Source organism: Nocardia sp. FDAARGOS_372, assembly GCF_002554515.1.
Classification (GTDB): Bacteria; Actinomycetota; Actinomycetes; order Mycobacteriales; family Mycobacteriaceae; genus Nocardia; species Nocardia farcinica.
In genome coordinates this window covers 4,939,816-4,961,398 of record NZ_PDDW01000001.1, presented here as the reverse complement: position 1 = coordinate 4,961,398, position 21,583 = coordinate 4,939,816, and the positions used below count along the sequence as shown (strand labels likewise).

The 21,583-nt window shown below is 69.2% G+C and carries 20 protein-coding genes and 1 tRNA gene; 9 read left to right on the top strand and 12 right to left on the bottom strand.

Going from position 1 to position 21,583, the window contains the following annotated elements; genetic code table 11:
- Positions 1–2: 2 nt before the first annotated feature.
- A complete protein-coding gene (locus tag CRM89_RS23270) occupies positions 3–1,445 on the bottom strand; it encodes a wax ester/triacylglycerol synthase domain-containing protein (protein WP_098086222.1) in 1,443 nt (480 codons plus the stop codon).
- Positions 1,446–1,538: 93 nt separating this feature from the next.
- Positions 1,539–1,748, bottom strand: coding sequence for a DUF397 domain-containing protein (locus CRM89_RS31430; RefSeq protein WP_041559757.1), 210 nt, complete (start codon positions 1,746–1,748; stop codon positions 1,539–1,541).
- A gap of 423 nt (positions 1,749–2,171) precedes the next feature.
- Between CRM89_RS31430 and CRM89_RS23260 the strand changes: the two genes are divergently transcribed.
- From CRM89_RS23260 to CRM89_RS23250, 3 genes are read left to right on the top strand one after another with little or no spacing between them, the layout of a single operon-like run.
- Positions 2,172–2,681: a DUF309 domain-containing protein gene (locus CRM89_RS23260; RefSeq protein ID WP_098087098.1), complete on the top strand. Its 510-nt coding sequence runs from the start codon at positions 2,172–2,174 to the stop codon at positions 2,679–2,681.
- Positions 2,674–3,609 carry a tRNA glutamyl-Q(34) synthetase GluQRS gene (gene gluQRS, locus CRM89_RS23255; protein ID WP_098086219.1) on the top strand — a complete coding sequence of 312 codons (936 nt, stop codon included), beginning with the start codon at positions 2,674–2,676 and terminating at the stop codon, positions 3,607–3,609. Before CRM89_RS23260 ends, gluQRS begins: the two co-directional genes overlap by 8 nt.
- Before the next feature lie 52 nt (positions 3,610–3,661).
- Positions 3,662–4,381 carry an RDD family protein gene (locus tag CRM89_RS23250; protein WP_011206797.1) on the top strand — a complete coding sequence of 240 codons (720 nt, stop codon included), beginning with the start codon at positions 3,662–3,664 and terminating at the stop codon, positions 4,379–4,381.
- A gap of 63 nt (positions 4,382–4,444) precedes the next feature.
- On the opposite strand, the gene CRM89_RS23245 is transcribed toward CRM89_RS23250, so the two are convergent.
- On the bottom strand, positions 4,445–4,981 hold the full coding sequence (locus tag CRM89_RS23245) for a DUF4190 domain-containing protein (RefSeq protein WP_011206796.1): 537 nt from the start codon (positions 4,979–4,981) through the stop codon (positions 4,445–4,447).
- A gap of 29 nt (positions 4,982–5,010) precedes the next feature.
- Here CRM89_RS23245 and CRM89_RS23240 point away from each other — a divergent pair, with 29 nt between their 5' ends.
- Positions 5,011–5,793 carry a queuosine precursor transporter gene (locus CRM89_RS23240; RefSeq protein ID WP_011206795.1) on the top strand — a complete coding sequence of 261 codons (783 nt, stop codon included), beginning with the start codon at positions 5,011–5,013 and terminating at the stop codon, positions 5,791–5,793.
- Positions 5,794–5,811: 18 nt separating this feature from the next.
- On the opposite strand, the gene tgt is transcribed toward CRM89_RS23240, so the two are convergent.
- The 5 genes from tgt to CRM89_RS23215 form a co-directional block, all read right to left on the bottom strand.
- Positions 5,812–7,071: a tRNA guanosine(34) transglycosylase Tgt gene (gene tgt, locus CRM89_RS23235; RefSeq protein ID WP_011206794.1), complete on the bottom strand. Its 1,260-nt coding sequence runs from the start codon at positions 7,069–7,071 to the stop codon at positions 5,812–5,814.
- Between the two features lie 51 nt (positions 7,072–7,122).
- Positions 7,123–9,042: an ABC transporter ATP-binding protein gene (locus CRM89_RS23230; RefSeq protein WP_098086216.1), complete on the bottom strand. Its 1,920-nt coding sequence runs from the start codon at positions 9,040–9,042 to the stop codon at positions 7,123–7,125.
- On the bottom strand, positions 9,039–10,775 hold the full coding sequence (locus tag CRM89_RS23225; protein ID WP_011206792.1) for an ABC transporter ATP-binding protein: 1,737 nt from the start codon (positions 10,773–10,775) through the stop codon (positions 9,039–9,041). The genes CRM89_RS23230 and CRM89_RS23225 overlap by 4 nt, the downstream gene beginning before the upstream one ends.
- Positions 10,776–10,850: 75 nt before the next feature.
- Complete coding sequence (locus tag CRM89_RS23220) at positions 10,851–11,378, bottom strand: Rrf2 family transcriptional regulator (protein WP_172964564.1); 528 nt, start codon at positions 11,376–11,378, stop codon at positions 10,851–10,853.
- Positions 11,379–11,474: 96 nt separating this feature from the next.
- Positions 11,475–12,017, bottom strand: coding sequence for a TetR/AcrR family transcriptional regulator (locus tag CRM89_RS23215; protein WP_228792258.1), 543 nt, complete (start codon positions 12,015–12,017; stop codon positions 11,475–11,477).
- Between the two features lie 255 nt (positions 12,018–12,272).
- Here CRM89_RS23215 and CRM89_RS23210 point away from each other — a divergent pair, with 255 nt between their 5' ends.
- Together CRM89_RS23210 and CRM89_RS23205 are read left to right on the top strand one after the other, a co-directional pair.
- Positions 12,273–14,567: an MMPL family transporter gene (locus CRM89_RS23210; RefSeq protein ID WP_060593820.1), complete on the top strand. Its 2,295-nt coding sequence runs from the start codon at positions 12,273–12,275 to the stop codon at positions 14,565–14,567.
- Positions 14,568–14,779: 212 nt separating this feature from the next.
- Positions 14,780–17,071 carry an MMPL family transporter gene (locus CRM89_RS23205; RefSeq protein ID WP_086844591.1) on the top strand — a complete coding sequence of 764 codons (2,292 nt, stop codon included), beginning with the start codon at positions 14,780–14,782 and terminating at the stop codon, positions 17,069–17,071.
- An 83-nt stretch (positions 17,072–17,154) separates the two neighbouring features.
- On the opposite strand, the gene CRM89_RS23200 is transcribed toward CRM89_RS23205, so the two are convergent.
- Positions 17,155–17,355, bottom strand: coding sequence for a hypothetical protein (locus CRM89_RS23200; protein ID WP_041559755.1), 201 nt, complete (start codon positions 17,353–17,355; stop codon positions 17,155–17,157).
- Positions 17,356–17,574: 219 nt separating this feature from the next.
- On the bottom strand, positions 17,575–17,817 hold the full coding sequence (locus CRM89_RS23195; protein WP_127516285.1) for a hypothetical protein: 243 nt from the start codon (positions 17,815–17,817) through the stop codon (positions 17,575–17,577).
- A 213-nt stretch (positions 17,818–18,030) separates the two neighbouring features.
- Here CRM89_RS23195 and CRM89_RS23190 point away from each other — a divergent pair, with 213 nt between their 5' ends.
- The gene (locus CRM89_RS23190; protein ID WP_172964563.1) at positions 18,031–19,206 is read left to right on the top strand and encodes a helix-turn-helix domain-containing protein; all 1,176 of its coding nucleotides are present in this window, start codon (positions 18,031–18,033) and stop codon (positions 19,204–19,206) included.
- 135 nt (positions 19,207–19,341) lie between these two features.
- Positions 19,342–19,515 carry a hypothetical protein gene (locus tag CRM89_RS31095; protein ID WP_159005378.1) on the top strand — a complete coding sequence of 58 codons (174 nt, stop codon included), beginning with the start codon at positions 19,342–19,344 and terminating at the stop codon, positions 19,513–19,515.
- 5 nt (positions 19,516–19,520) lie between these two features.
- Here the strand turns inward: CRM89_RS31095 and CRM89_RS23180 are convergent, their stop codons facing one another.
- A complete protein-coding gene (locus CRM89_RS23180; protein WP_060593824.1) occupies positions 19,521–20,744 on the bottom strand; it encodes a helix-turn-helix transcriptional regulator in 1,224 nt (407 codons plus the stop codon).
- 275 nt (positions 20,745–21,019) lie between these two features.
- Between CRM89_RS23180 and CRM89_RS23175 the strand changes: the two genes are divergently transcribed.
- Positions 21,020–21,313: a hypothetical protein gene (locus CRM89_RS23175; RefSeq protein ID WP_076573709.1), complete on the top strand. Its 294-nt coding sequence runs from the start codon at positions 21,020–21,022 to the stop codon at positions 21,311–21,313.
- A 162-nt stretch (positions 21,314–21,475) separates the two neighbouring features.
- Here CRM89_RS23175 and CRM89_RS23170 read toward each other — a convergent pair.
- A tRNA-Ser gene (locus CRM89_RS23170) sits at positions 21,476–21,563 on the bottom strand.
- Positions 21,564–21,583: the final 20 nt, after the last annotated feature.

The following is a 21,583-nucleotide window of genomic DNA, read 5'->3' as shown; positions in this document are numbered from 1 at the left end:
GCTCACCGCAGCGCGGCGACCACCTCGGTGACCGCGGCACGGAGGTGTGCGGCGTATCCGTCGAGGTCGCCGACGGCGGCGGGGTCGGCATGGATCGACACCGTGACGGTCTCGCCGAGCCCGTGCACGCCGTGGGTCAGGTGCATCACCGAGCCGATGGCGGGGAAGCCCGCGGTGAACCGGACCGGACCGCCGAAATGCAGGTCGGCGGGGCCGCGGTCGACGCTGGAGACGACGGTGTGGCCGGCGATGCTGTCCGGCACCAGGTCCAGCGGCCAGCGCCGCACGTCGCGGTGGAGGAAGACGGCGGGTGTGACGGCCGTGACCAGGTCCTGCGCCGAGGTCAGCGGATGGCCGGCCCGTTCGCGGCCCGCCCGCAGTGCGGCGGCGATCCGGTCGGCACGGGCGGACAGCTCCGGTTCGTCGACGGCCAGGTCGATCGAGAGGTTGCGGTAGTTGTTGCGCGGCAGCCGGTTTCCGTTCCGCGCCGACCCCATGGGCACCTGCGCCCCCAGCCGCTCGACCGGGTGGCCCTGCACCGCCAGGTATTCCGACAGCGCCACCGAGACCGCCGTCAGCACCACGACGGTCACCGTCCGTCCCGGCACCCGCAACTCCGCCGCCGCGAAGACCAGCATGCGCACCGCGTGGGCGGTGGGTACGGCCGCGGGATTGAGCGGGTTCGGCGCGAAACCGGGCGTGGGCGGTGGGACGGCACCCGCGGCGGTGGACTCCGCGAGTGCCCGCTGCGCCCGAACGGCGCGGTAGCCACGAAACACGGTGCGGACGATGTGCACGGGCAGCAGGAGGGCGCCGAGAACGGCAGGCACGACGTCGCCGGCCCACGGTGCCGGAGCAGCGGGCGACGACGCCGCTCCCCCGGAAGCGCCAGGGCGGTCGGCCTGCGCCGCACCGGGATGACCCTCGCGCCACCGCGCTCCCGCCGCCGCGTCCTCCCCGGCCCCGAACAATTCCCGTGCGATGGCGGCCGCGCGCCGCCCGTCGGCCAGCGCGTGCGAGATCTGGAGCACCACGACGGTCGCCGTCTCGCCGTCCGGGGCCGGTCCCGGCGCCCCACCGACCCCGCGGAACAGGTGCACCCGCCACGGTCGCTCGGCGGCGTCGACGCCGGTGCCGAGCAGTTCCCCCACGGCCGACTCCAGCCCCGGCCAGCCGGCGACCCCGCGATGCTCGACGACCTGCGAGTCGAGCACGGCGCAGGGCACCCACGCGGGATAGTTCAGATCGCCCGGCACCTCGCGCAGCCGGACGGCCAGATCGGGAATCCGCCGGGCCCGGGTGAGCAGCGCAGCCCGCAGCTCGGCGGTGGGACGGCCCCGGTCGGCGAAGCTGTAGAGCAGAAACAGATCGTTGCGGCTGCGGCGCGACAACCAGAACATGATCGCGTCCTGCGGTGCCACTCGATTCACGGCCGCCTGGTTCACGCCCGCGACCCTATCGGTCCCCGGACACGCGACGACCCCGAGTCCGTGTCGACGACTCGGGGCCGGTTGCTGCTGTCGGGGGCGAGCCGGCGCTCAGCCGCGCCGGAACTCGCCTGCGGAGACCCCGCTCACGAATGCGTCCCATTCGCCCGGTGTGAATGCCAGCACCGGACCGTTTCCGTTGTCCTTGGTGTCGCGGACCGCTACGTTGCCGTCGTCGAGAAATGCCACTTCCACGCAGTTCCCGTCGGGGCCGCTGAATGAACTCTTACGCCACACAGCGCCCGTCACATCAACCTCCACGGCACTAGCTCCTTTGCTGCGTCGAGAACGAGATATTGCTTCCCGGATCGTGCTGACTGGCACCGGAATCCGGCAACGAACGCCGAATCTCGTGGTGCGCCTGGTGGTAGCGCGCATCTCTCCCGTGCGTTGTCAACGCCATCGGGTTCGAGGTGAGAACACCTGGCGGGGTGGCCCCCGCGCGGTAGACACTAGCAGCTCGAACGGAAGGTTGCCCGGCTCTTGCCAATTCACCGCGCGAGTTTGCCAAGCTTGCGAATCCGCCGGTTTGCGGAATCATTGCGGCGGGTAAAGAAGCGGGCGCGGAATCGGCCGAGCGCCCGCCCGGCGCGGTGTCGTGATTGTTCCGTGATCGATGCGCACGGCCGTCGGCCCCGCCACCGCCTCGCGCGTCCGGGGCGCGCGACGTGGATCATGGACGTCATGGTCGAACGTCCACGCGACGAGGCAGGTCGCGCGCGGAATCCCCGCCCCCGCGACCGCCTCGGACGCCCCCTCCCGCTCGGCAGCCCAGGTGTGCCGCGAATTCCGGACGATCTGGAACTCCCACCCGAGCAATCGCTGTCCTACGCGCAGCAACTTCTCGATGACGGATTGGCGTTCAACGCGCACGAAGTCCTGGAGGCCGCGTGGAAGAACGGGCCGTTCGCCGAGAAGATGCTGTGGCAGGGTCTCGCGCAGTACGCGGTGGGTATCACGCATATCCAGCGCGGCAATGCCAAGGGCGCGCGCACGCTGCTCACCCGCGCGATCGGGCGGCTGGAGGCGTATCTGCGGGGAGATAGCTCGCAGCCACCGCGCGCGGACTACCCCTACGGTGTGGACGGCCGCGGGCTGATCGAGCACGGCCGCGCGCTGCTGGCCGCACTGGACGCGGGCACCGAGATCACCGCCGCCGACCTGGCGCCCCGGCTGTGTACCTACCATGGCTGACGTGCAGGCACCCACGATCGGCGGCGCGGGCCGCTACGCGCCGAGCCCGTCCGGCGACCTGCACCTGGGCAATCTGCGCACCGCGTTGCTGGCCTGGCTGTTCGCCCGCGCCAGCGGCAGGCGCTTCCTGCTGCGGGTGGAGGATCTGGACCGGGTGCGGCCCGGCGCCCAGCAACGTCAGCTCGCCGACCTGCGGGCCATCGGCCTGGACTGGGACGGCCCGGTGGTCTGCCAGTCCCAGCGGCGCACCCGGTACGAGGCGGCGATCACGCGTTTGCGCGAGGCCGGACTGACCTACGAGTGCTACTGCACCCGCCGGGAGATCCAGCAGGCCGCTACCGCGCCGCACGGCCCGCTGGGCGCCTACCCCGGCACCTGCCGCGACCTGAGCGACGCCGAACGCGCCGAACGCCGCGCCCAGGGGCGGCCCGCGGCGCTGCGATTGCGGGCCGAGCGCACCGATTTCGAGATCGTCGACCAGCTGCACGGCCGCTACCGCGGCCCCGTGGACGACGTGGTGTTGCGCCGCGGCGACGGCCTTCCGGCCTACAACCTGGCGGTGGTCGTGGACGACGCCGCGCAGGGCGTCGACCAGGTGGTGCGCGGCGACGACCTGCTGCCCTCCACGCCGCGCCAGGCCTACCTGGCCACCCTGCTCGGGCTTCCGGTCCCCGCCTACGCCCATGTTCCGTTGGTGCTCAACAAGGATGGGCAACGGCTGGCCAAGCGCGACGGCGCGGTCACCCTGGCCGATCAGCAACGCGCGGGGAAATCGCCGGAGCAGGTGCTGGCCCTGCTGACCGATTCGCTCGGGCTGCCGCCGCGCCCGCCGCGGGAGCTGCTCGCCGATTTCGATCCGGCCCGTTTACCCCGTGAGCCCTGGATACTCACCGACAACGGGTTGTTGCAACCGAGCGAATGTCCGTAACGTACGAGTTCGACCGATCACTGATCATCCGATCGACGACGAGGACGAAGCTATGACGAGCGGTGGGTACGACCCCAACCAGAACCCGCAGGGCGGGCAGCCGTACGGCCAGCCGTACCCACAGGGCGGGCAACCGTACGGGCAACAGCCCTTCGGCAAGGACCCCTACGGACAGCAACCGCCTCAGTACGGCCAGCAGCCCCAGTACGGCGAGCAGCCGCCCTACGGCCAGCAGCCCCAGTACGGCCAGCAGCCGCAGTACGGCGAACAGCAGCCGTACCCGCAGAACCCGTACGGGCAGCAGGCCTACGGCGGATACGGCGACCCCGGCCTCGGCGGTGCCCAGCCCGGTGACCTCGGTAGCCGCATCGGCGCCCGCGTCATCGACCACATCATCGTCTCGATCCCGGCGCTGATCTTCTCGTTCGTGTTCGCCAACAGCTCGACCGGGATCGGCACCCAGCTCGTCGTCTCGGCGCTGCTGGCGTTCGTGCCGATCGGCTACTTCGTGCTGATGGAGACCACGCAGGGCTTCACGCTGGGCAAGAAGCTGCTGGGCCTGCGGGTGCTCGCCCCGGGCGGCGCGCCCAAGATCGACCCGGCCACCTCGTTCAAGCGCAACCTGTACGTGATCACCAACCTCATCCCGTGTGTGGGCTGGCTGGTCTCGATCGGTCTGGCGATCTACATCATGATCACCATCGAGCAGGACCCGAACAAGCAGGGCTGGCACGACAAGTTCGCCGGCGGCACGCAGGTCGTCAAGGGCTGAATCCCAGGATGACGACAGGGGCGCTCCCGCTCGGGAGCGCCCCTTTCCGCGTCTGCGGCGGACCTACATTCCGGCCGAGAAACCGATCGCGATGTTGAGCACCCAGTACACGATGCCGAGGACCGCACCCGCCGCGCCGACCCAGATGCCCGCCTGCGCCATCCCCTTGCCGTTGTAGTCACCGGAGGTCTTCATCTGGTTCATGGCGACGACGCCCAGCACCAGGCCGACGATGCTCGGCACGATGAAGCAGCACGAGGCGACCCCGGCGATGGAGACGATCATCGAGGCCAGCGCCATGCCGTTGAGCCCGCCCGACGGCGGCGCGCCGTACGGCTGGTAGCCGCCCGCCTGCGGGTAACCGTATCCCGGTTGCTGCGGGTACGACGGCCCCGACGACTGCGGGTACTGCGGCTGCGGCGGCTGGTACTGCGGCTGCTGGTATTGCGGGGGCTGCTGGGGGTACTGGGGAGCCGAGGGGTACCCCGACGGTCCGGAGGTCGGGTACTGCGGGACGGAGCTGGAGGCGCCGGAGTCCGGCGATACGCCCTCGCCGCCGTACTGCTTCCACCACTCGTCGGAATCGCCGGGATTCGTCATGGACAACAGCGTATTCCACACCTGCGAGGATGGGGCCCGTGAGTCATTCCAACAGAACCGAAGAGTACGAGGGGTCTGGGCGCCCCGCGTCCGACCAAGTGGCGTTCGCCCAGGTGGCGCGGGGGTACTACCCGCTGATCGTCGCGCTGTTCACCGCGACGCTGATCATCTCCAACATCTGCGCGACCAAGGGCGTCGAGTTCTTCGGTGACCGCTCGGTCACCCTCGGCCCGTTGCAGATCCTGCCGATCGTGACCGACGGCGCGTTCTTCCTCTTCCCGCTGGCCTACGTCCTCGGCGACGTGCTCAGCGAGGTGTACGGATTCCGTGCCACCCGCCGGGCGATCTACTACGGCTTCGGCGCGCTGCTGCTGACGGTGCTCTGTTTCGCCGTCGCCCTCGAGCTGCCCGCAGCCGGTTTCTACGAGAACCAGGAGGCGCTGCGCAGCGTCATCGGCCCGGTGCCCCGGCTCGTGATCGCCGGGCTGGCAGGCTATTTCGTCGGCCAGATGCTCAATTCCGCGACCCTGGTACTGATCAAGGAACGGACCAAGGAAAAGCACCTGTGGGCCCGGCTGATCGGTTCCACCGTCGTCGGGGAATTCGCCGACACCCTCATCTTCTGCTCGATCGCCGCCGGTGCCATCGGCATCGAGACCTGGGAGCAGTTCGTCAACTACGTCGTGGTCGGCTTCCTGTGGAAGACGCTGTGCGAGGTGCTGGTCATGCCGATCACCTATCGCGTCATCGGCCTGCTGAAGAAGCACGAACCGACCTACGCCCCGGTCGCGGGCGATCCACTGCGCAGCTGAGCCGTGCGGCGGGGCGGGTCAGCGGCGCCCGCCCTGCCACCGGCCCAGCGTCTCGGCCTTGAACTCGTCGAAGTACCCACCGTCGATGCTCGCCCTGATCCGGTCGACCAGCCGGACGGTGAATCGCTCGTTGTGGATCGTGCACAGGGTGGCGGCCAGCATCTCCTTGGCCTTGAACAGGTGATGCAGGTAGGCGCGGGTGTAGTTGGCGCAGGTGTAGCAGTCGCAGTCCTCGTCGATCGGGGTGAAGTCGCGGCGGTAGCGGCTGGTGTTGATGTTGAACCGCCCGTCACCCCGGTAGATCGCGGCGTTGCGCGCCACCCGGGAGGGATTCACGCAGTCGAAGGTGTCCGCGCCGTTCTCCACCGCGACGAACAGATCCTCCGGTTCACTGATGCCCAGCATGTGCCGCGGCTTCTCCTCGGGCAGCTCGTCGCTGCACCAGCCGACGATCGTGCCGAGGTTGTGTTTCTCCAGCGCGCCGCCGATGCCGTAGCCGTCGAAGGCGGTGCCCGCCGCGCCGCGGATCGCCTCCAGGTCACGGCAGGCCTTGCGGCGCAGATCCTCGTACTGCGCGCCCTGGATCACCGCGAACAGCGCCTGGTAGGGCCGGTGCGTGCGCGCCGCGGTGAGCCGTTCGTGCTCGTCGATGCAGCGCTGCGCCCACTCGTGCGTGCGCTGCAACGACTTCTCCTGGTAGCCGCGGGTGTTGAGCAGGGTGGTCAGCTCGTCGAAGGCGAACATGACGTCGGCGCCGAGCCGGTGCTGGATGCCCATCGACACCTCCGGTGTGAACCGGTGCGTGGAGCCGTCCAGGTGCGAGCGGAAGGTCACGCCGTCGTCGTCGACGGTGGCCAGGCGTTCCTTGCCCGCGGCGATCACGTCGTCGTTCGCGACGCCGACCGACTCCATCGCCAGCACCTTCTTGAACCCGACGCCCAGCGACATCACCTGGAAGCCGCCGCTGTCGGTGAAGGTGGGCCCCGGCCAGTTCATGAACGCGCCGAGCCCGCCCGCCTCGTCGACGATGTCGGCGCCGGGCTGCAGGTAGAGGTGGTAGGCGTTGGCGAGCAGCGCCTGCGCGCCGAGTTCGCGCATGGTCTCGGGCAGCACCGCCTTCACCGTCGCCTTGGTGCCCACCGGCACGAACGCCGGGGTGGCGATCTCCCCGTGCGGGGTGCGGATCACCCCGGTACGGCCGTGCCGGCCGCCGTCGAGCCGGGTACCGACGGTGAAGGAGAACCCTGAGGACGTTTCGGCAGCAACCACGGTCCTCATCCTCTCGCAGCCGTCGCGGACGCCCCGAGCCGGATCACCTCCGGCCGGCGCTCACGCCTCCGCGGCGGCCGCGGCGAACTGGGCGTTGTAGAGCCGGTAGTAGGCGCCGCGCTCCTCGAGCAGCCGCTGATGGGTGCCGTGCTCGACGATCCGGCCCGCCTCCATGACGACGATCAGGTCGGCGTCGCGGATGGTGGACAGGCGATGGGCGATGACGAAGCTGGTCCGGTCCCGCCGCAGCGCCGCCGTGGCCTGCTGCACCAGCAGTTCGGTGCGGGTGTCCACCGAGCTGGTCGCCTCGTCCAGGATCAGGATCGACGGCTTGGCCAGGAACGCGCGTGCGATGGTGATGAGCTGCTTCTCGCCCGCGCTGACGCCGGAGCCCTCCTCGTCGATCATGGTGTCGTAGCCGTCGGGCAGCGCGTGCACGAACCGGTCGACGTAGGCCGCGCGGGCGGCGGCGAGGATCTCCTCCTCGCTCGCGTTCGGATTGCCGTAGGCGATGTTCTCCCGGATGGTGCCGCGGAACAGCCAGGTGTCCTGCAACACCATGCCGATGCGGGAGCGCAGCGCGTCGCGGCTCATCCGGGTGATGTCGACACCGTCGATGGTGATGGTGCCCGCGTCGAGTTCGTAGAACCGCATCAGCAGGTTGACCAGTGTGGTCTTGCCCGCACCGGTGGGCCCGACGATCGCGACCACGTGCCCCGGCTCGGCGACCAGGGACAGCCGCTCGATGACCGGCTTGTCCGGCTCGTACCGGAACGAGACCGCCTCGAACTCCACCCGGCCCCGGTCCAGCGGCCGCACATCGGGCAGCTGCGGGTCCGGCGACTGCTCCTCGGCGTCGAGGATCTCGAAGATCCGCTCGGCCGAGGCCACCCCGGATTGCAGCAGGTTCACCATCGTGCCGATCTGGGTCAGCGGCTGGCTGAACTGGCGCGAGTACTGAATGAAGGCCTGCACCTCACCCAGCGAGAGCTGCCCCGTCGCCACCCGCAGGCCGCCGACCAGCGCGACGAGCACGAAGTTGACGTTCCCGAGGAACATGATCGAGGGCATGATCAGGCCGGAGATGAACTGCGCCTTGAAGCTGGACTCGTAGAGCTTGTCGTTGCGCTGGTCGAACTCCTCGCCCACCTCGCGGTTGCGGCCGAACGCGGTGATCACCTCGTGGCCGGTGTAGGCCTCCTCCACCTGCGCGTTCACCAGGCCGGTGTACTTCCACTGGTTGACGAAGTGCGGCTTGGAGCGCTTGGCGATCTGCGCGGTGACGACGACCGCGGCGGGCACGGTGAGCAGGGCGATCACCGCGAGCAGCGGCGAGATCCAGAACATCATGATCAGGATGCCCAGCACCGAGAACACCGACATCAGCAGCTGGCTCGTGGTCTGCTGCAGGCTCTGCGAGACGTTGTCGACGTCGTTGGTCACCCGGCTGAGCACGTCGCCGCGCGGCTGGGAGTCGAAGTAGCGCAACGGCAGCCGGTGGATCTTGTCCTCGATGTCGCTGCGCAGCCGCTTGACCGTGCGGTTGATGACGATGTTGAGCAGGTAGGCCTGCAACCAGCTGAACAGCGCCGCGGCCAGGTAGAGCGCGAGCACCACCAACAGCACCCGGCCGACCGCGGTGAAATCGACGCCGACGCCGGGCACCACGTTCATGGCGCTGAGCATGTCGGCCAGGGTGTCGTTGCCGGAGTCGCGCAGCCGCTCGACGGCCTCCTCCTTGGACAGCCCGCGCATCTGCTCGAGGTTCTTGCCGACCACACCGTCGAAGACGATGTTGGTGGCCTTGCCGAGCAGATACGGCCCGAGGGTGTTCAGCACGACCGAGACGATCGCCAGCACCACGATGCACCAGACGTAGAACCGCTCGGGTGCGAGCCGGGCCAGCAGCCGCTTCAGCGACGGCTTGAACGACTTGGGCTTGGCGTCGGGCGCGCCCGGCACCGGTCCACCCGGCCTCATCGGACCTCCTCCTGCGCGCTGAGCTGCGACGCCACGATCTCCTGGTATTCGGCGCAGTCGCGCAGCAGCTGCTCGTGCGTGCCGATGCCCGCCATCTCACCGTCCTCGAGCACGATGATCTGGTCGGCGTCGCGGATGGTCGACACCCGCTGGGCGACGATGATCACCGAGGCGTCCCTGGTCTCGGGGCGCAGCGCCTCGCGCAGCCTGGCGTCGGTGGCGACGTCGAGCGCGGAGAACGAGTCGTCGAACAGGTACACCCGCGGCCTGCGCACCAGGGCGCGGGCGATGGCCAGGCGCTGGCGTTGCCCACCGGACACCGTGGTGCCGCCCTGCGCCACCGGCGTCTCGAGTCCCTGCGGCATGTCCCGCACGAAGTCGGCGGCCTGGGCGATCTCGAGCGCGCGCCACAGTTCCTCGTCGGTGGCGTCCGGTCGGCCGTAGCGCAGGTTGCTCGCCACCGTCCCGGAGAACAGGTACGCCTTCTGCGGCACCAGGCCGATCTGCTCGCGCAGCAGTTCCATGTCCAGCTCGCGCACGTCGGTGCCGCCCACGTACACCGCACCGGCGGTGACGTCGATCAGTCGCGGGATCAGGTTGAGCAGCGTGGTCTTGCCCGCGCCGGTGGAGCCGACGATCGCGGTGGTGGTGCCCGGCTCGACGGTGAAGCGGATCCCGCGCAGCACCGGCTTCTCGGCGCCGGGGAAGGCGAACTCGGCCGCGGCGAACTCCACCCGGCCGGGGTCACCGGCGAACGGCTTCGGGAATTCCGGCGGCACCACCGAGGACTCGGTGGTGAGCACGGCGCCGATCCGGTCCGCCGACACCGCCGCGCGCGGGGCCATCATGGCCAGGAACGAGGCCATCATGACCGCCATCAGGATCTGCATGATGTAGGACAGCATCGCGGTGAGCGAGCCGATCTGCAGTTCGCCGTCGTCGATCAGGTGCCCGCCGAACCAGATCACCGCCACCGTGGTGACGTTGCTGATCAGCATGACCACCGGGAACATCAGCGCCATCAGCCTGCCCACCCGCAGCGAGGCCTCGGTGAGATCGGTGTTCGCCAGGCCGAACCGCCAGGTCTCCTGCCGTTCCCGCACGAAGGCGCGGACCACCCTGATGCCGGTGATCTGCTCACGCAGCACCCGGTTCACCACGTCGATGCGGGCCTGCATCTCCCGGAAGCCGGGCACCAGCCTGGCCACCACCAGACCCATCGCCAACGCCAGCGCGGGCACCGCGATGAGCAGCAGCCAGGACAGTTTCAAGTCCTCGCGCAGCGCCATGATGATGCCGCCCACGCACATGATCGGCGCCATCACCAGCACCGTCACCGACATCACCACCAGCAGCTGCACCTGCTGCACGTCGTTGGTGTTGCGGGTGATCAGCGAGGGCGCGCCGAACAGGCCGACCTCGCGGGCGGAGAAGGTGCCCACCCGGTGCACCAGCGCGGCGCGCAGGTCGCGGCCGGCGCTCATCGCCGCCTGGGCGCCGAGGAACACCGACGAGGCCGACGCCACGATCTGCACCGCGGTCACCGCCAGCATCCACAGGCCGGTGTGCCAGATGTAGTCGATGTCGCCCTTGGTGACGCCGTTGTCGATGAGATCGGCGTTCAGGCTCGGCAGGTAGAGCATGGCGATGACCGAAACCAGCTGGAGCGCAACGACCCCCGCCAGCTGCGCGCGGTACGGGGACAGATACGTCCTGAGCAGTCTGATCAACATGATGTGAGGCAGGCTACCGGCAATGTGAAGCGCTCGCCTGCAGGTTTCGCGCTGGGCGAGATCGGCGTCGCCGGATCAGCGCCGGGCCCAGGCACCGGGGTCGGCGGTGAGCGCGTCGACGAATTCGGGCAGCCGGTCGGCGGCGATCTGCTCGATCGAGACGTTCTCGAGCACCGCGCGGATGTTGACCCGCAGCGCGATCCACACCCGCTGCAACGGCTCGGCCATCCCCTCGTACCGCACATCCTCGGGGCGCTGCCCGCGCACCGAGGCCAGCGGGCCCTCGATGGCGCGGATGACGTCGGCGACCGAGATCTGCGCGGCCGGACGGGCCAGCCGGTAGCCGCCGTCGGGGCCGCGCCTGCTGGTCACCAGCTCGGCGCGGCGCAGGTCGGAGAGCACCGTCTCGAGCACCTTGGGCGGGATCTGCTGCGCGGCGGCGATGGTCTCGGCCTTGACCTTCGCCGGTGCCGCCACCCCGGCATCGGGCCGCACTCCCGGCTCGGCGACACACCCCGCCGCCGCGGTGATCTCGGCGGGCGTCAACCGGGCGATCTCGAGCAACGTCCGCACCGCGTAGTCGACCTTCGCGGTGATGTGCACGGCAGGCTCCTGTGGTGTTGCGTATCGGCGGGTGTTGCGTATCGGCGGTGTCGGGCCATCGGCGAACTGTCGCGGACCGGCGGCGACCCGACGAATCTAACCGGTCGCGCCCGCCGCGAGCACCGCGGTGGCCGCATCCAACAGCGTCGCCTCGAGCAGCTCGTCGGAGACGCCGGGCACGAACTCCTCCGACAGCAGCGCCACACCCAGCACCTCGAGCGCCGCGCTGGCGCGCACCCGGTTCTCGTCGGTGGGCCGCGGCCCGGCCAGCCACTCCGCGAGCAACCGGTTGGCGTTCATCACATCCGGGTACCGGTCGGCCATCGCGTTGAAGATGGCGGCGGTGTCGCGCACGCACAGCGTGCCCGCGTCGCGATGCCGGATCATGCCGCGCAGGTAGTCGCCGAGCACCCGGCGGACGTTGGCCGGATCGTGCGGCACGGATTCGAGACCGTCCACCACCGAGCGCAGGTGATCGACGATCGGGTCGACGATCGCCAGCAGCAGGTCGAGCTTGGACGGGTAGTGATAGTAGAGCGAGGCCTTTGTGATCCCTACCGCATCCGCGACCTCGCGCAGACTGGTCTGCTCGAACCCCTTGCTGGTGAACAAGCGCACCGCGGCGTCGCGAATTGCCATTTTCGTGCCGCTACCTGCGATGACGCTCTCAGGTGCGTGTGGTTGGGCCATAGGACGATCCTCTCACCCCGGCGGCGCGGTGTTGTCACCGTCACCAAAACTGAGGTTGTTCCTCCGCTTATTCGCCGGTTAGTCTACCTACCGCACGGTAGGCAGAAAGCGGAAGTGGAGGCGGGGACGAGCAGGCACCCCCGCAAGTGCTGTCTACAGGGCCACGATCCAGCACGTCCCAGTCATCGCTAGGAGAAACCCCTCGTGTCCGTCTATCTGTACAGATTCGGAAAGTTCGCTTTCCGCCGGAAATGGATAGTGCTTCCCGCCTGGCTCGTCCTGCTGGTCGTGGTCAGCGGCCTCGGCGCGCAGCTGGGCAAGCCGATGAGCAACGACTTCAGCATGCCGTCACTGCCGTCGGAACGCGCCAACGAGATTCTCGACAAGCATTTCCCCGGCGCCTCCGAGGCCTTCCAGCTCGACGCCGTCACCGGCACCTACGTCATCGCCGCCCCCGAGGGTCAGCAGCTGACCGACCCGGCCAACCGGGACGCCGTCAAAGCCCTCGTCGGACAGCTCGATCAGCTCGACATCGTCGACCACAGCAAGCCGGTCACCGATCCGATCACGGCCGCCGAAGCGATGGGCTGCCTGGCGAATCCCGACCCGGCCACCTGCAGTGGCGCGCCACTGAACGTGCTCAGCGCCGACGACCCGAACTCCGTCGCGGTGATCAGCGTCCCCTTCACCATCCCCGGCTTCGCCGACATCACCGACGAGGACCGGCAGAAGGCGACCGCCGTGGCCGACGCGGCCCGTGCGGCCGGCCTGACCGTCGAGATGAGCGGTTCGATCGCCCAGGAGAACGTGCAGCCCGGCGGCAAGTCCGAGATGATCGGCATGATCGTGGCGCTGTTCGTGATGATCATCGGCTTCGGCGCCGTGGTGGCCGCCTTCGTGCCGATCATCACCGCACTGGTCGGTGTCGGCGCGGCGAGCTCGGTGGTGATGCTCGGCACCTCGGTCATCGAGATTCCCAGCTTCACCAGCTTCCTCACCCTGATGATCGGCATCGCGCTGTCCATCGACTACGCGCTGTTCATCGTCTCCCGCTACAAACACGAACTCGCCGTGCAGGATTCACCCGAGGAAGCCGCGGGCATCGCGCTCGGCACCGCGGGTTCGGCCGTCGTGTTCGCCGGTCTCACCGTCATCATCGCGCTGGCCGGCCTGAGCATCGTCGGCGTCCAGTTCCTCACCTTCATGGGCCTCGGTGGCGCCATCGCCGCCGCGTTCGCGGTGATCACCGCCGTCACCCTGATGCCTGCACTGCTGGGTGCGTTCGGCCGGTTCCTGTTCAAACCCAAGCTCCCGCTGGTGGCCAAGCACGATCCCGAGGACGACAGCGTCGTCACCAACGGCATGCGCTTCGGCAAGCTCATCGGCAAGGCACCCTGGGTGGCGCTGGTGCTCAGCGTGGTCGCGCTCGGCGCACTGGCCGCGCCCGCGCTCAACCTGAACCTCGGCCTGCCCGGCGAGGACAGCATGCCGCCGGAGACCACCGTCCGTAAGGCCTACGAGCTGCGCACCGAAGGCTTCGGCGAGGGCAGCAACGGCGTGCTCAACATCGTCGCCGATCTGAGCGCGGTGCCCGCCGAGCAGCGCCAGGAGGCGGTGAACGCACTGCGCGACCGCCTCGCCTCCTACCCGGAGATGGACTACGTCACCGCACCGCAGTTCAGTCAGGACGGCGCGGGTGTGATGCTCGACGGTGTGCCGAAGGCCGGCCCGAACAACCAGGCCACCAAGGATCTGGTGCGCGAGGCCCGCGACGCCGAAAGCGAGCTGAAGGACCGGTACGGCATGGAATACGGCGTCACCGGCGCCACCGCCATCTACGCCGACATCGACCACGTGCTGCTCAGCAAGATCGCCCCCTACCTGGCGATCGTGGCGGGCGCGGCCTTCCTGCTGCTGATCCTGGTGTTCCGCTCGATCCTGGTGCCGCTCACCGCCGCACTCGGCTTCCTGCTGTCGATGGCGGCCACCTTCGGCGCGACCGTGCTGATCTTCCAGGAGGGCGCGCTCGGCCTGATCGAGGATCCGCATCCGCTGGTGAGCTTCCTGCCCATCATGCTGATCGGCCTGGTGTTCGGCCTGGCGATGGATTACCAGGTGTTCCTGGTGACCCGCATGCGCGAGGAGTTCGTGCACGGCAAGTCACCGAAGGAGGCGGTGGTCTCCGGCTACCACCACGGCGCCCGCGTGGTGACCGCCGCGGCGATCATCATGATCTCGGTGTTCGCCTCCTTCATCCTCGAATCCGACGTCACCGTGAAGTCGTTCGGCTTCGCGCTCGCCGCGGGCGTGCTGTTCGACGCCTTCGTGGTGCGCATGGTGGTGATCCCCTCGCTGCTGGTCATCATGGGCAAGTGGTCGTGGTGGATCCCGAAGTGGCTCGACCGCGTGCTGCCGGACATCGACGTGGAGGGCACCAAGCTGCGTGCCATCCAGAACGGTTCCGCCGAGCAGCCCAAGGAGCCGGTCGGCGTCGCCTGACCGCTCGACACACGCGGCCCCGCATCCGGTCCGGATGCGGGGCCGCTGTCGTTCCCGGCCCGGAAATCCTTGATCTTTGCGCCCGCCACCGCGCAGACTCGACGGTGTTCGACTCTTCAGATCGGAAATGGTGTTCGTCGACGCGGATGCGGTGACCGCCCGCACGGACATCGTCCGAGCCGGCTCCACCCGATGACCGTGAGGAGAACGCTGTGTCGGTGTTTCTGTACCGGTGGGGGAAGTTCGCCTTCCGCCGCAAGTGGATCGTGTTGCCGGTCTGGCTGGCGCTTTTCCTGATCCTGGGCGGTCTCGGCGCGCAGCTGCGGGAGCCGATGACCGACGACTTCTCCCTGCCGAACCTGCCCTCCGAGCGGGCGACGGAGATCCTCGACAAGCACTTCCCCGGTATGTCGGAGGCGTTCGCCTTCGACGCGGTCACCGGCACCTACGTCATCGGCGCGCCCGAAGGCCAGCGGCTCACCGACCCGGCCAATCGCGAGGCGATCACGGCCATGATCGGCAGGCTGGAGCAGCTCGACATCGTCGATCACGCCGAGCCGATCGTCGATCCGATCACCGCCACCGAGCAGATGGGTTGCCTGATCCCCGATCCGGATCCGGCCGAGTGCGGCAGCGCACCGCTGAACGTGCTCAATCAGACCGCGCCCGCGACCGTCGCCTACTTCAGCGTGCCGTTCACCATCGCCGAATTCGCCGACATCACCGCGCAGGACCGCGCGGCCGCCTACGGCGTGGCCGATGCCGCCCGGCAGGCCGGCCTCACCGTGGAGATGAGCGGGTCGATCGCGATCGAGGAGGGCGGGCCGAGCGGCAAGGCCGAAATGATCGGCATGGCCGTGGCTTTCGTGGTGATGATCGTGGCGTTCGGCGCCATCGTGGCCGCGTTCGTGCCGATCGTCACCGCCGTCGTCGGGCTCGGCGCGGCCACCTCGTTGATCTTCCTGGGCACCTCGGTGGTCTCGATCCCGACCTTCACCACCTTCCTGGCCTCGATGATCGGCATCGCGCTGTCCATCGACTACGCGCTGTTCATCGTCTCCCGCTACAAACACGAACTCGCCGTGCAGGATTCACCCGAGGAAGCCGCGGGCACCGCGTTGGGCACCGCGGGCTCGGCGGTGGTGTTCGCCGGTCTCACCGTCATCATCGCGCTGGCCGGCCTGAGCATCGTCGGCGTGCGGTTCCTCACCTTCATGGGTCTCGGTGGCGCGGTGGCCGCGGCGTTCGCGGTGCTCGTCGCCCTGACCCTGATGCCCGCGCTGCTCGGCGCGCTCGGCCGGTTCCTGTTCACGCCCAAGCTGCCGTTGGTCGCCCAGCACGATCCCGAGGACGACACCGTCGTCACCAACGGCATGCGGGTGGCCAAGCTCATCGGCCGCGCGCCCGCACTGACCCTGCTGCTGAGCGTGGTCGTGCTCGGCCTGCTCGCCGCGCCCGCGGTGAACCTCGACCTCGGCCTGCCCGGCGAGGACTCGATGGCCAAGACCACCACCGTGCGCAAGGCCTACGAGCTGCGCACCGCCGGATTCGGCGAAGGCAGCAACGGCGTGCTGCAGGTGGCCGTCGACCTCAGCGGGGTACCCGAGGACCGGCGCGCCGAGGCGTTGACCGCGCTGCGCGACAAGCTCGCCTCCTACCCGGACATGGACTACGTCAGCCGGCCCACGCCCAGCGCCGACGGCCAGGGCGCGCTCATCAACGGCGTGCCGACCGCGGGCCCGAACGACCAGCGCACCAAGGACCTGGTGCGCGACGCCCGCGCCGACGAGGCCGCGCTGAACGAGGAGTTCGGCATGGAGTACGGCGTCACCGGCACCACCGCGATCTACGCCGACATCGACCACGTGCTGCTCGGCAAGATCGTGCCCTACATGGCCATCGTCGCGGGTGCCGCGTTCGTGCTGCTGATCCTCGTGTTCCGCTCGATCCTGGTACCACTGACCGGCGCGCTCGGCTTCCTGCTGTCGATGGCGGCCACCTTCGGCGCCACCGTGCTGATCTTCCAGGAAGGCCGGTTCGGGCTCATCGACGACCCGCACCCGATCGTCAGCTTCCTGCCCATCATGCTGATCGGCCTGGTCTTCGGCCTGGCGATGGACTACCAGGTGTTCCTGGTGACCCGCATCCGCGAAGAATACGTGCACGGTGCCGAACCACGCACCGCCATGATCAACGGCTACCACCACGGCGCCCGCGTCGTCACCGCCGCCGCGGTCATCATGATCTCGGTGTTCGGCTCGTTCCTGCTGGAAACCGACGCGACCGCCAAGTCGATGGGCTTCGCACTCGCCGCGGGCGTGCTGCTCGACGCCTTCTTCGTGCGCATGCTGCTGATCCCCTCGCTGCTCGCACTCCTCGGCGACAAGGCCTGGTGGATGCCCAGGTGGCTGGACCGGATCGTGCCCGACATCGACGTCGAAGGGGCGAAACTGCACGCCCTGCGCGCCCCCGCCACCGACAAGGAACGCGCGCCAGTGAGCTGACCCGCGCCGCACCGCGACACGGCCCCGGCGGATCACTCCACCGGGGCCGTTTCCGTGCGTTCCGCGGGCACACCCGCTGGAGACTACGGACTGGGCTGCGGCACGTTGCAGTCCTCGACCTTCGGGTTCACGCCCATGTAGTTGAGCGGCCCCGCGATCGTGGTGACCACAATCGTCCCGAACCCGGCACAATTGACCGGTCCACTGTCGAAGTAGTCGCGCTGCACGCACGCCACCACCCCGATCAACAACCAGATCAGAACAATCGCACTTCCAATTCTCATGTGACTCTCGCGCATCGTTCCCACGCGGACGGCTCGGCGGCGCATTCGGCACCACATCCCTTCCCGCTTCCGACCACCGATGGAATACCCCCTCCTTCCCGATTCACCCGAGAAGTTCCAAATGCGAGGTCCATCGCACCGGGCCCCCGCGCCACACAGCACGGTGGATCGCCTGCTGGCCTGGACGAGCAGGTCACGGCCACTGGCGCGGAGGTGGTGCTACTGCCCTCGTCGGCACATGTGGACGTCGTAACCCTCGATCGCGTGCTGGCAGTAGCCGACGTGGAGTGCGCGGCGCCCCGCGTGTCGTTCGCGCGGTGGTCGGCCCTCGGCCAGGCCCAATACCGACGGGTGATCAGGTCGATACAGCTCGTATCCCAGCCGGCGCGCCAAGCGACGGACCTGCGCCAGGTCCCATTCCGGTGTCGGCGACAGCGGGTCGATCCAGGCGAATGCGAACATGCCCCTCCTCGTGTCCATGGCCGAGGCGCCGCCAACGGGACGGTCACAACAACCGGGTAGCGGGCGCTCGGGTCACAGCCTCACGCCGGTGCTGACCAGGCAGAAGTGGCATGAGGGTGGCATGGCATGCGTTTGCACGAAGCTAGTGGCACCGGTGGTGGCATTCAGCGGTCCGGCAAGCGCTCCGGCCGGTCGGGGTGGCAGGCTGAATACATGTCTGCGGACACGGGGAGGCTGATCCGCCAACTGCGGGTGGCCAAGGGCTGGAGCCAGGGTCGACTCGCGAGCGAACTGTCGAAGTTGTCCGGCTGCACCATGACTCGCGAGTACATCTCGCGCCATTGGGAGTCCGGGAAGACGGAGCCGTCCGCATTCTGGCTACGCCATATCGCGGCGGCCTTGGATTGCCCGCAGGAACTGCTGGAGGCCGACGTGAACCGCCGCCGATTTCTCTCCCACCTGGCCGCCACGTCCATCGCTCCCGCTGTGGCTTCCGATCTCCTGTCCCAAGGCTTTTCGACACGCCTGCACGCCGGCGGGCCGACGGTCGAGGAATGGGAAGCCACCCTCGCCCGCTACGGAACCGACTACATGAGCCAGGGCGCCGCCACCATCCAGCAGCGATTGGCCGCGGATCTGGTTGTGTTGCAACAGCAGCTGGACAGTCCACGAATGTGGGCGATCGCGGCGCGATTGATGACCCTGTTCGCCAAGACCTACCCCGGCAGCGACGGAAACAAGGCGATCGCGTGGTACCGAATGGCGGCCGAGGCCGCCGACCGTTCGGAGGACATCGACATCCGGGTGTGGGTGCGCGGCCGCGCCGCGATCGCGCTCGGTTACGAGGGCGCCGCGTTACCGGTCGCCCACACCTTCGCCGACCAAGCTCTCGCCATCTCCGAGCGGAGCAGCCTCGGGCGGCTGAACTCGCTGTGGGGGAAAGCCCACGCCGCCGTGCTGGAGGGCGATGTGCGCACGGCTCGCGAGCTGGTCGACGAGGGCCGCCGCGAGTTCGACCGGTCGTACTCGGAGGAACAGACGTCCGACTACGCGGTCCCGTGGTGGCGGGTGAACGTCTTCCTGTCGCTGTTGGCGGCCCGGCTCGGTGACGAGAAGATCGCCGTCCAAGCCCAGGAGGACGCCCGTGCCGAACTCCCCGCGCAGCTGCCGCGCTTCGCCACCCACCTGGCGATGCACCGCGGGCTGATGCTGGTCCGCGCGGGCGATCGGCAGCAGGGCGTCGCGCTGGCCCGCGCCGCCCTCGACGCGCTTCCCCCGGAAAAGCACTCACTCACCCTGCGGATGCTCATGTCCGAGATAGCCGGGGTCGGAAATCCGGGATCGGCCCGGAGGTTTACGACCGACCCGCGCCTTGATAGGACAACCTGATGCGCTTCACCACACGCACCACCGGGCTTCTGGCGGCACCGCCGCCGATCCTCGTCCGCGCCGCCGCGCGGATGCACCGCGCCGGCACGCAGGCCCGCCATGCCTAGGCAGGGTCCGCGGCGGACGATGATCGGCGTGCGGCTCACGGACGAGCAGATCGAGCAACTGGACTGGCGCGCCAACTCGGAGGGCCTGGTGACGAAGGCGGGCGAACCGAACCGCTCCGAGCTCATCCGGATCATGATCGCCTACGCCGAGCAGAACATGCCGGCCGACTGGCGGCCGGAGGGGTGGCGCTACGTCGGCTGACCGGGTTACGCGGTGACGCCGAGTTGGTTCGCCAGAGCCCGCGCCTCACGCTCGACGAGCCGCCCGCCGTGGGTGACGAGGGCGGCGGCGAGGTTGCGGCCGATGGGGTGGCAGCTGGTCGATTCCTCCGAAACCGCGGTCGCGGTGCGCAGGGCACCCAGCGTGCCGATCCAGTCGCGGCGCTGTTCGTAGGCACGTGCGAGCTCGAGCCACAGCCGGGCGCGGCGGTCCACGCTGGGCACGGCGTCGGGGTCGACCGATGATGCGGCGTCGAGCGCCGAGCCCGCGCGGCGGAGATCGACGTGCACCGAGACCGCGGTGAATTCGGCGTTCGCGGTACCGAACAGCGTCCACGGGTGCGCGGTTCCGTTCGGCAGCGCGCGAGCCATCCCCATCGCCTGATCGATGCCGCGCAGCGCGTCACCCTCGCGGCCGAGCCGAGCTGCGGTGATCGCACCGTGCAGCCGGCACGCACCCCACAGCGCCCGCGCGTCCTCGGCGTCGTCGAGGCGCGGCTCGAGCAGCGACGCGGCGTCCTGTGCGAGGCGGTAGGCGTCTTCCTCGCGACCCGTCGAGCGCCAGACGTTGCCGAGTACCCACGAGGCCGAGGCCAGCGACACCGGGTCGTCGGCGATTTCGGCGGCGGCCATGCAACGATCTGCGGCCAGCCACAACAGCGGGGCGTCGGCGACCCAGGCGAGCACCTGCTCGGACAGTGCGTAGGCGGCCGACAGTGCCGCGGCGGCGGTCCTACGGTCTTGGCCGTCGAGGGTGCGCAGCGCTCGGCGCCCGTCGCGGATCAGCTCCGGCAGCATGGCCCCCGCGTCAGCGCGCGGGGTCGGCGACGTATGCCACAGGCGCCAGGCGCGATCGACGCGAGCCCGGAGTTCGGCAGGCGAGACAGGCGACGGTGCGGGGGTGAGGTCGACGGACTCGATCGCTTCGCGGATGGCGGGGACGACCGCGTGACCGGCGCGGCGGGACAACCCGACCATCAACTCGTGCTCGCCGGTGATCTCGGTGAGGTCGCGCACCCCGAGGGCTTGGCCGAGCCGTAGCAGCATCTCTAGACCGGGGGCGCCTTGGCGACCTCGCTCGACATCTCGTAGCCATTCCTCGGACCGGCCGACGAGACCGGCCACCACGGCGCGGCTCTTGCCGGTGCGGGTGCGGATGATCTGGATGCGCTCGCCGATGGACCGCCCGGCGAGATCGTCAGGGTTCGGCATGGGACCGTCCTTGTTCGCGGATGAGCCCTCCCCCGCAGTGATCCCGGCCCCTGGACTCGGGGGCGCGACCTTCGCGAAGTGGGTCTTTCCAGCGTAGCGACGACGGCGGAATCACACCGGCCGAACAGGTGGGGGGAATCTCCCCACCTCGGTTGCCGGGGCGCACCCACCAGCCAGTGACGTTGCGGCGGAACAGTATTCAAGCATCCCTCGCGCCGGGTCGAGCACCTCCTCGGCGTGAGGGCCGTCCAACGACAGCGAGGGGAAGGTGGGGGATGGACGCGCTCGGATGGATCGACCCGTGTTCGCCGACGCCGGAGTGGGATGTCGCGCAGGTACGCCGCCTGGCACGCCGGTTGGGATATCCGCTTCGGTGGGCCGATCCCGGCTCTGTGCTCGGTCTGGTCGAGCAGGTCGAGGCGGCCGGGGTCGAAGTGGTCGTGTTGTCGTCGGCGGCTCACGTGGATGCGGTGACGTTGGACCGGCTGATGGGCTGCGCCAATGTGGAATGCGCGGCTCCGCGGGCATCGTTCGGCCGATGGTCGCCGTTCAGCGGAGCTCGACGGTGAGCTGGGCCCAGTGCGGACTCGTCGTCGTGGTCGGCCTGCCGGTCGCGGTCGTCCTGTTCATGATCTTCTGGCCGTCCGACTACGACTGATGCCGAGCCGGGAACCGCAGCATCGACACGGCACGCAAAGGCCCCCACCTGGAATTCAGGTGAGGGGCCGGAGCGGTGGCGGAGGGATTTGAACCCTCGGAGGGGGGTTACCCCTCACACGCTTTCGAGGCGTGCTCCTTAGGCCGCTCGGACACGCCACCGCGGACAACATTACAACGAG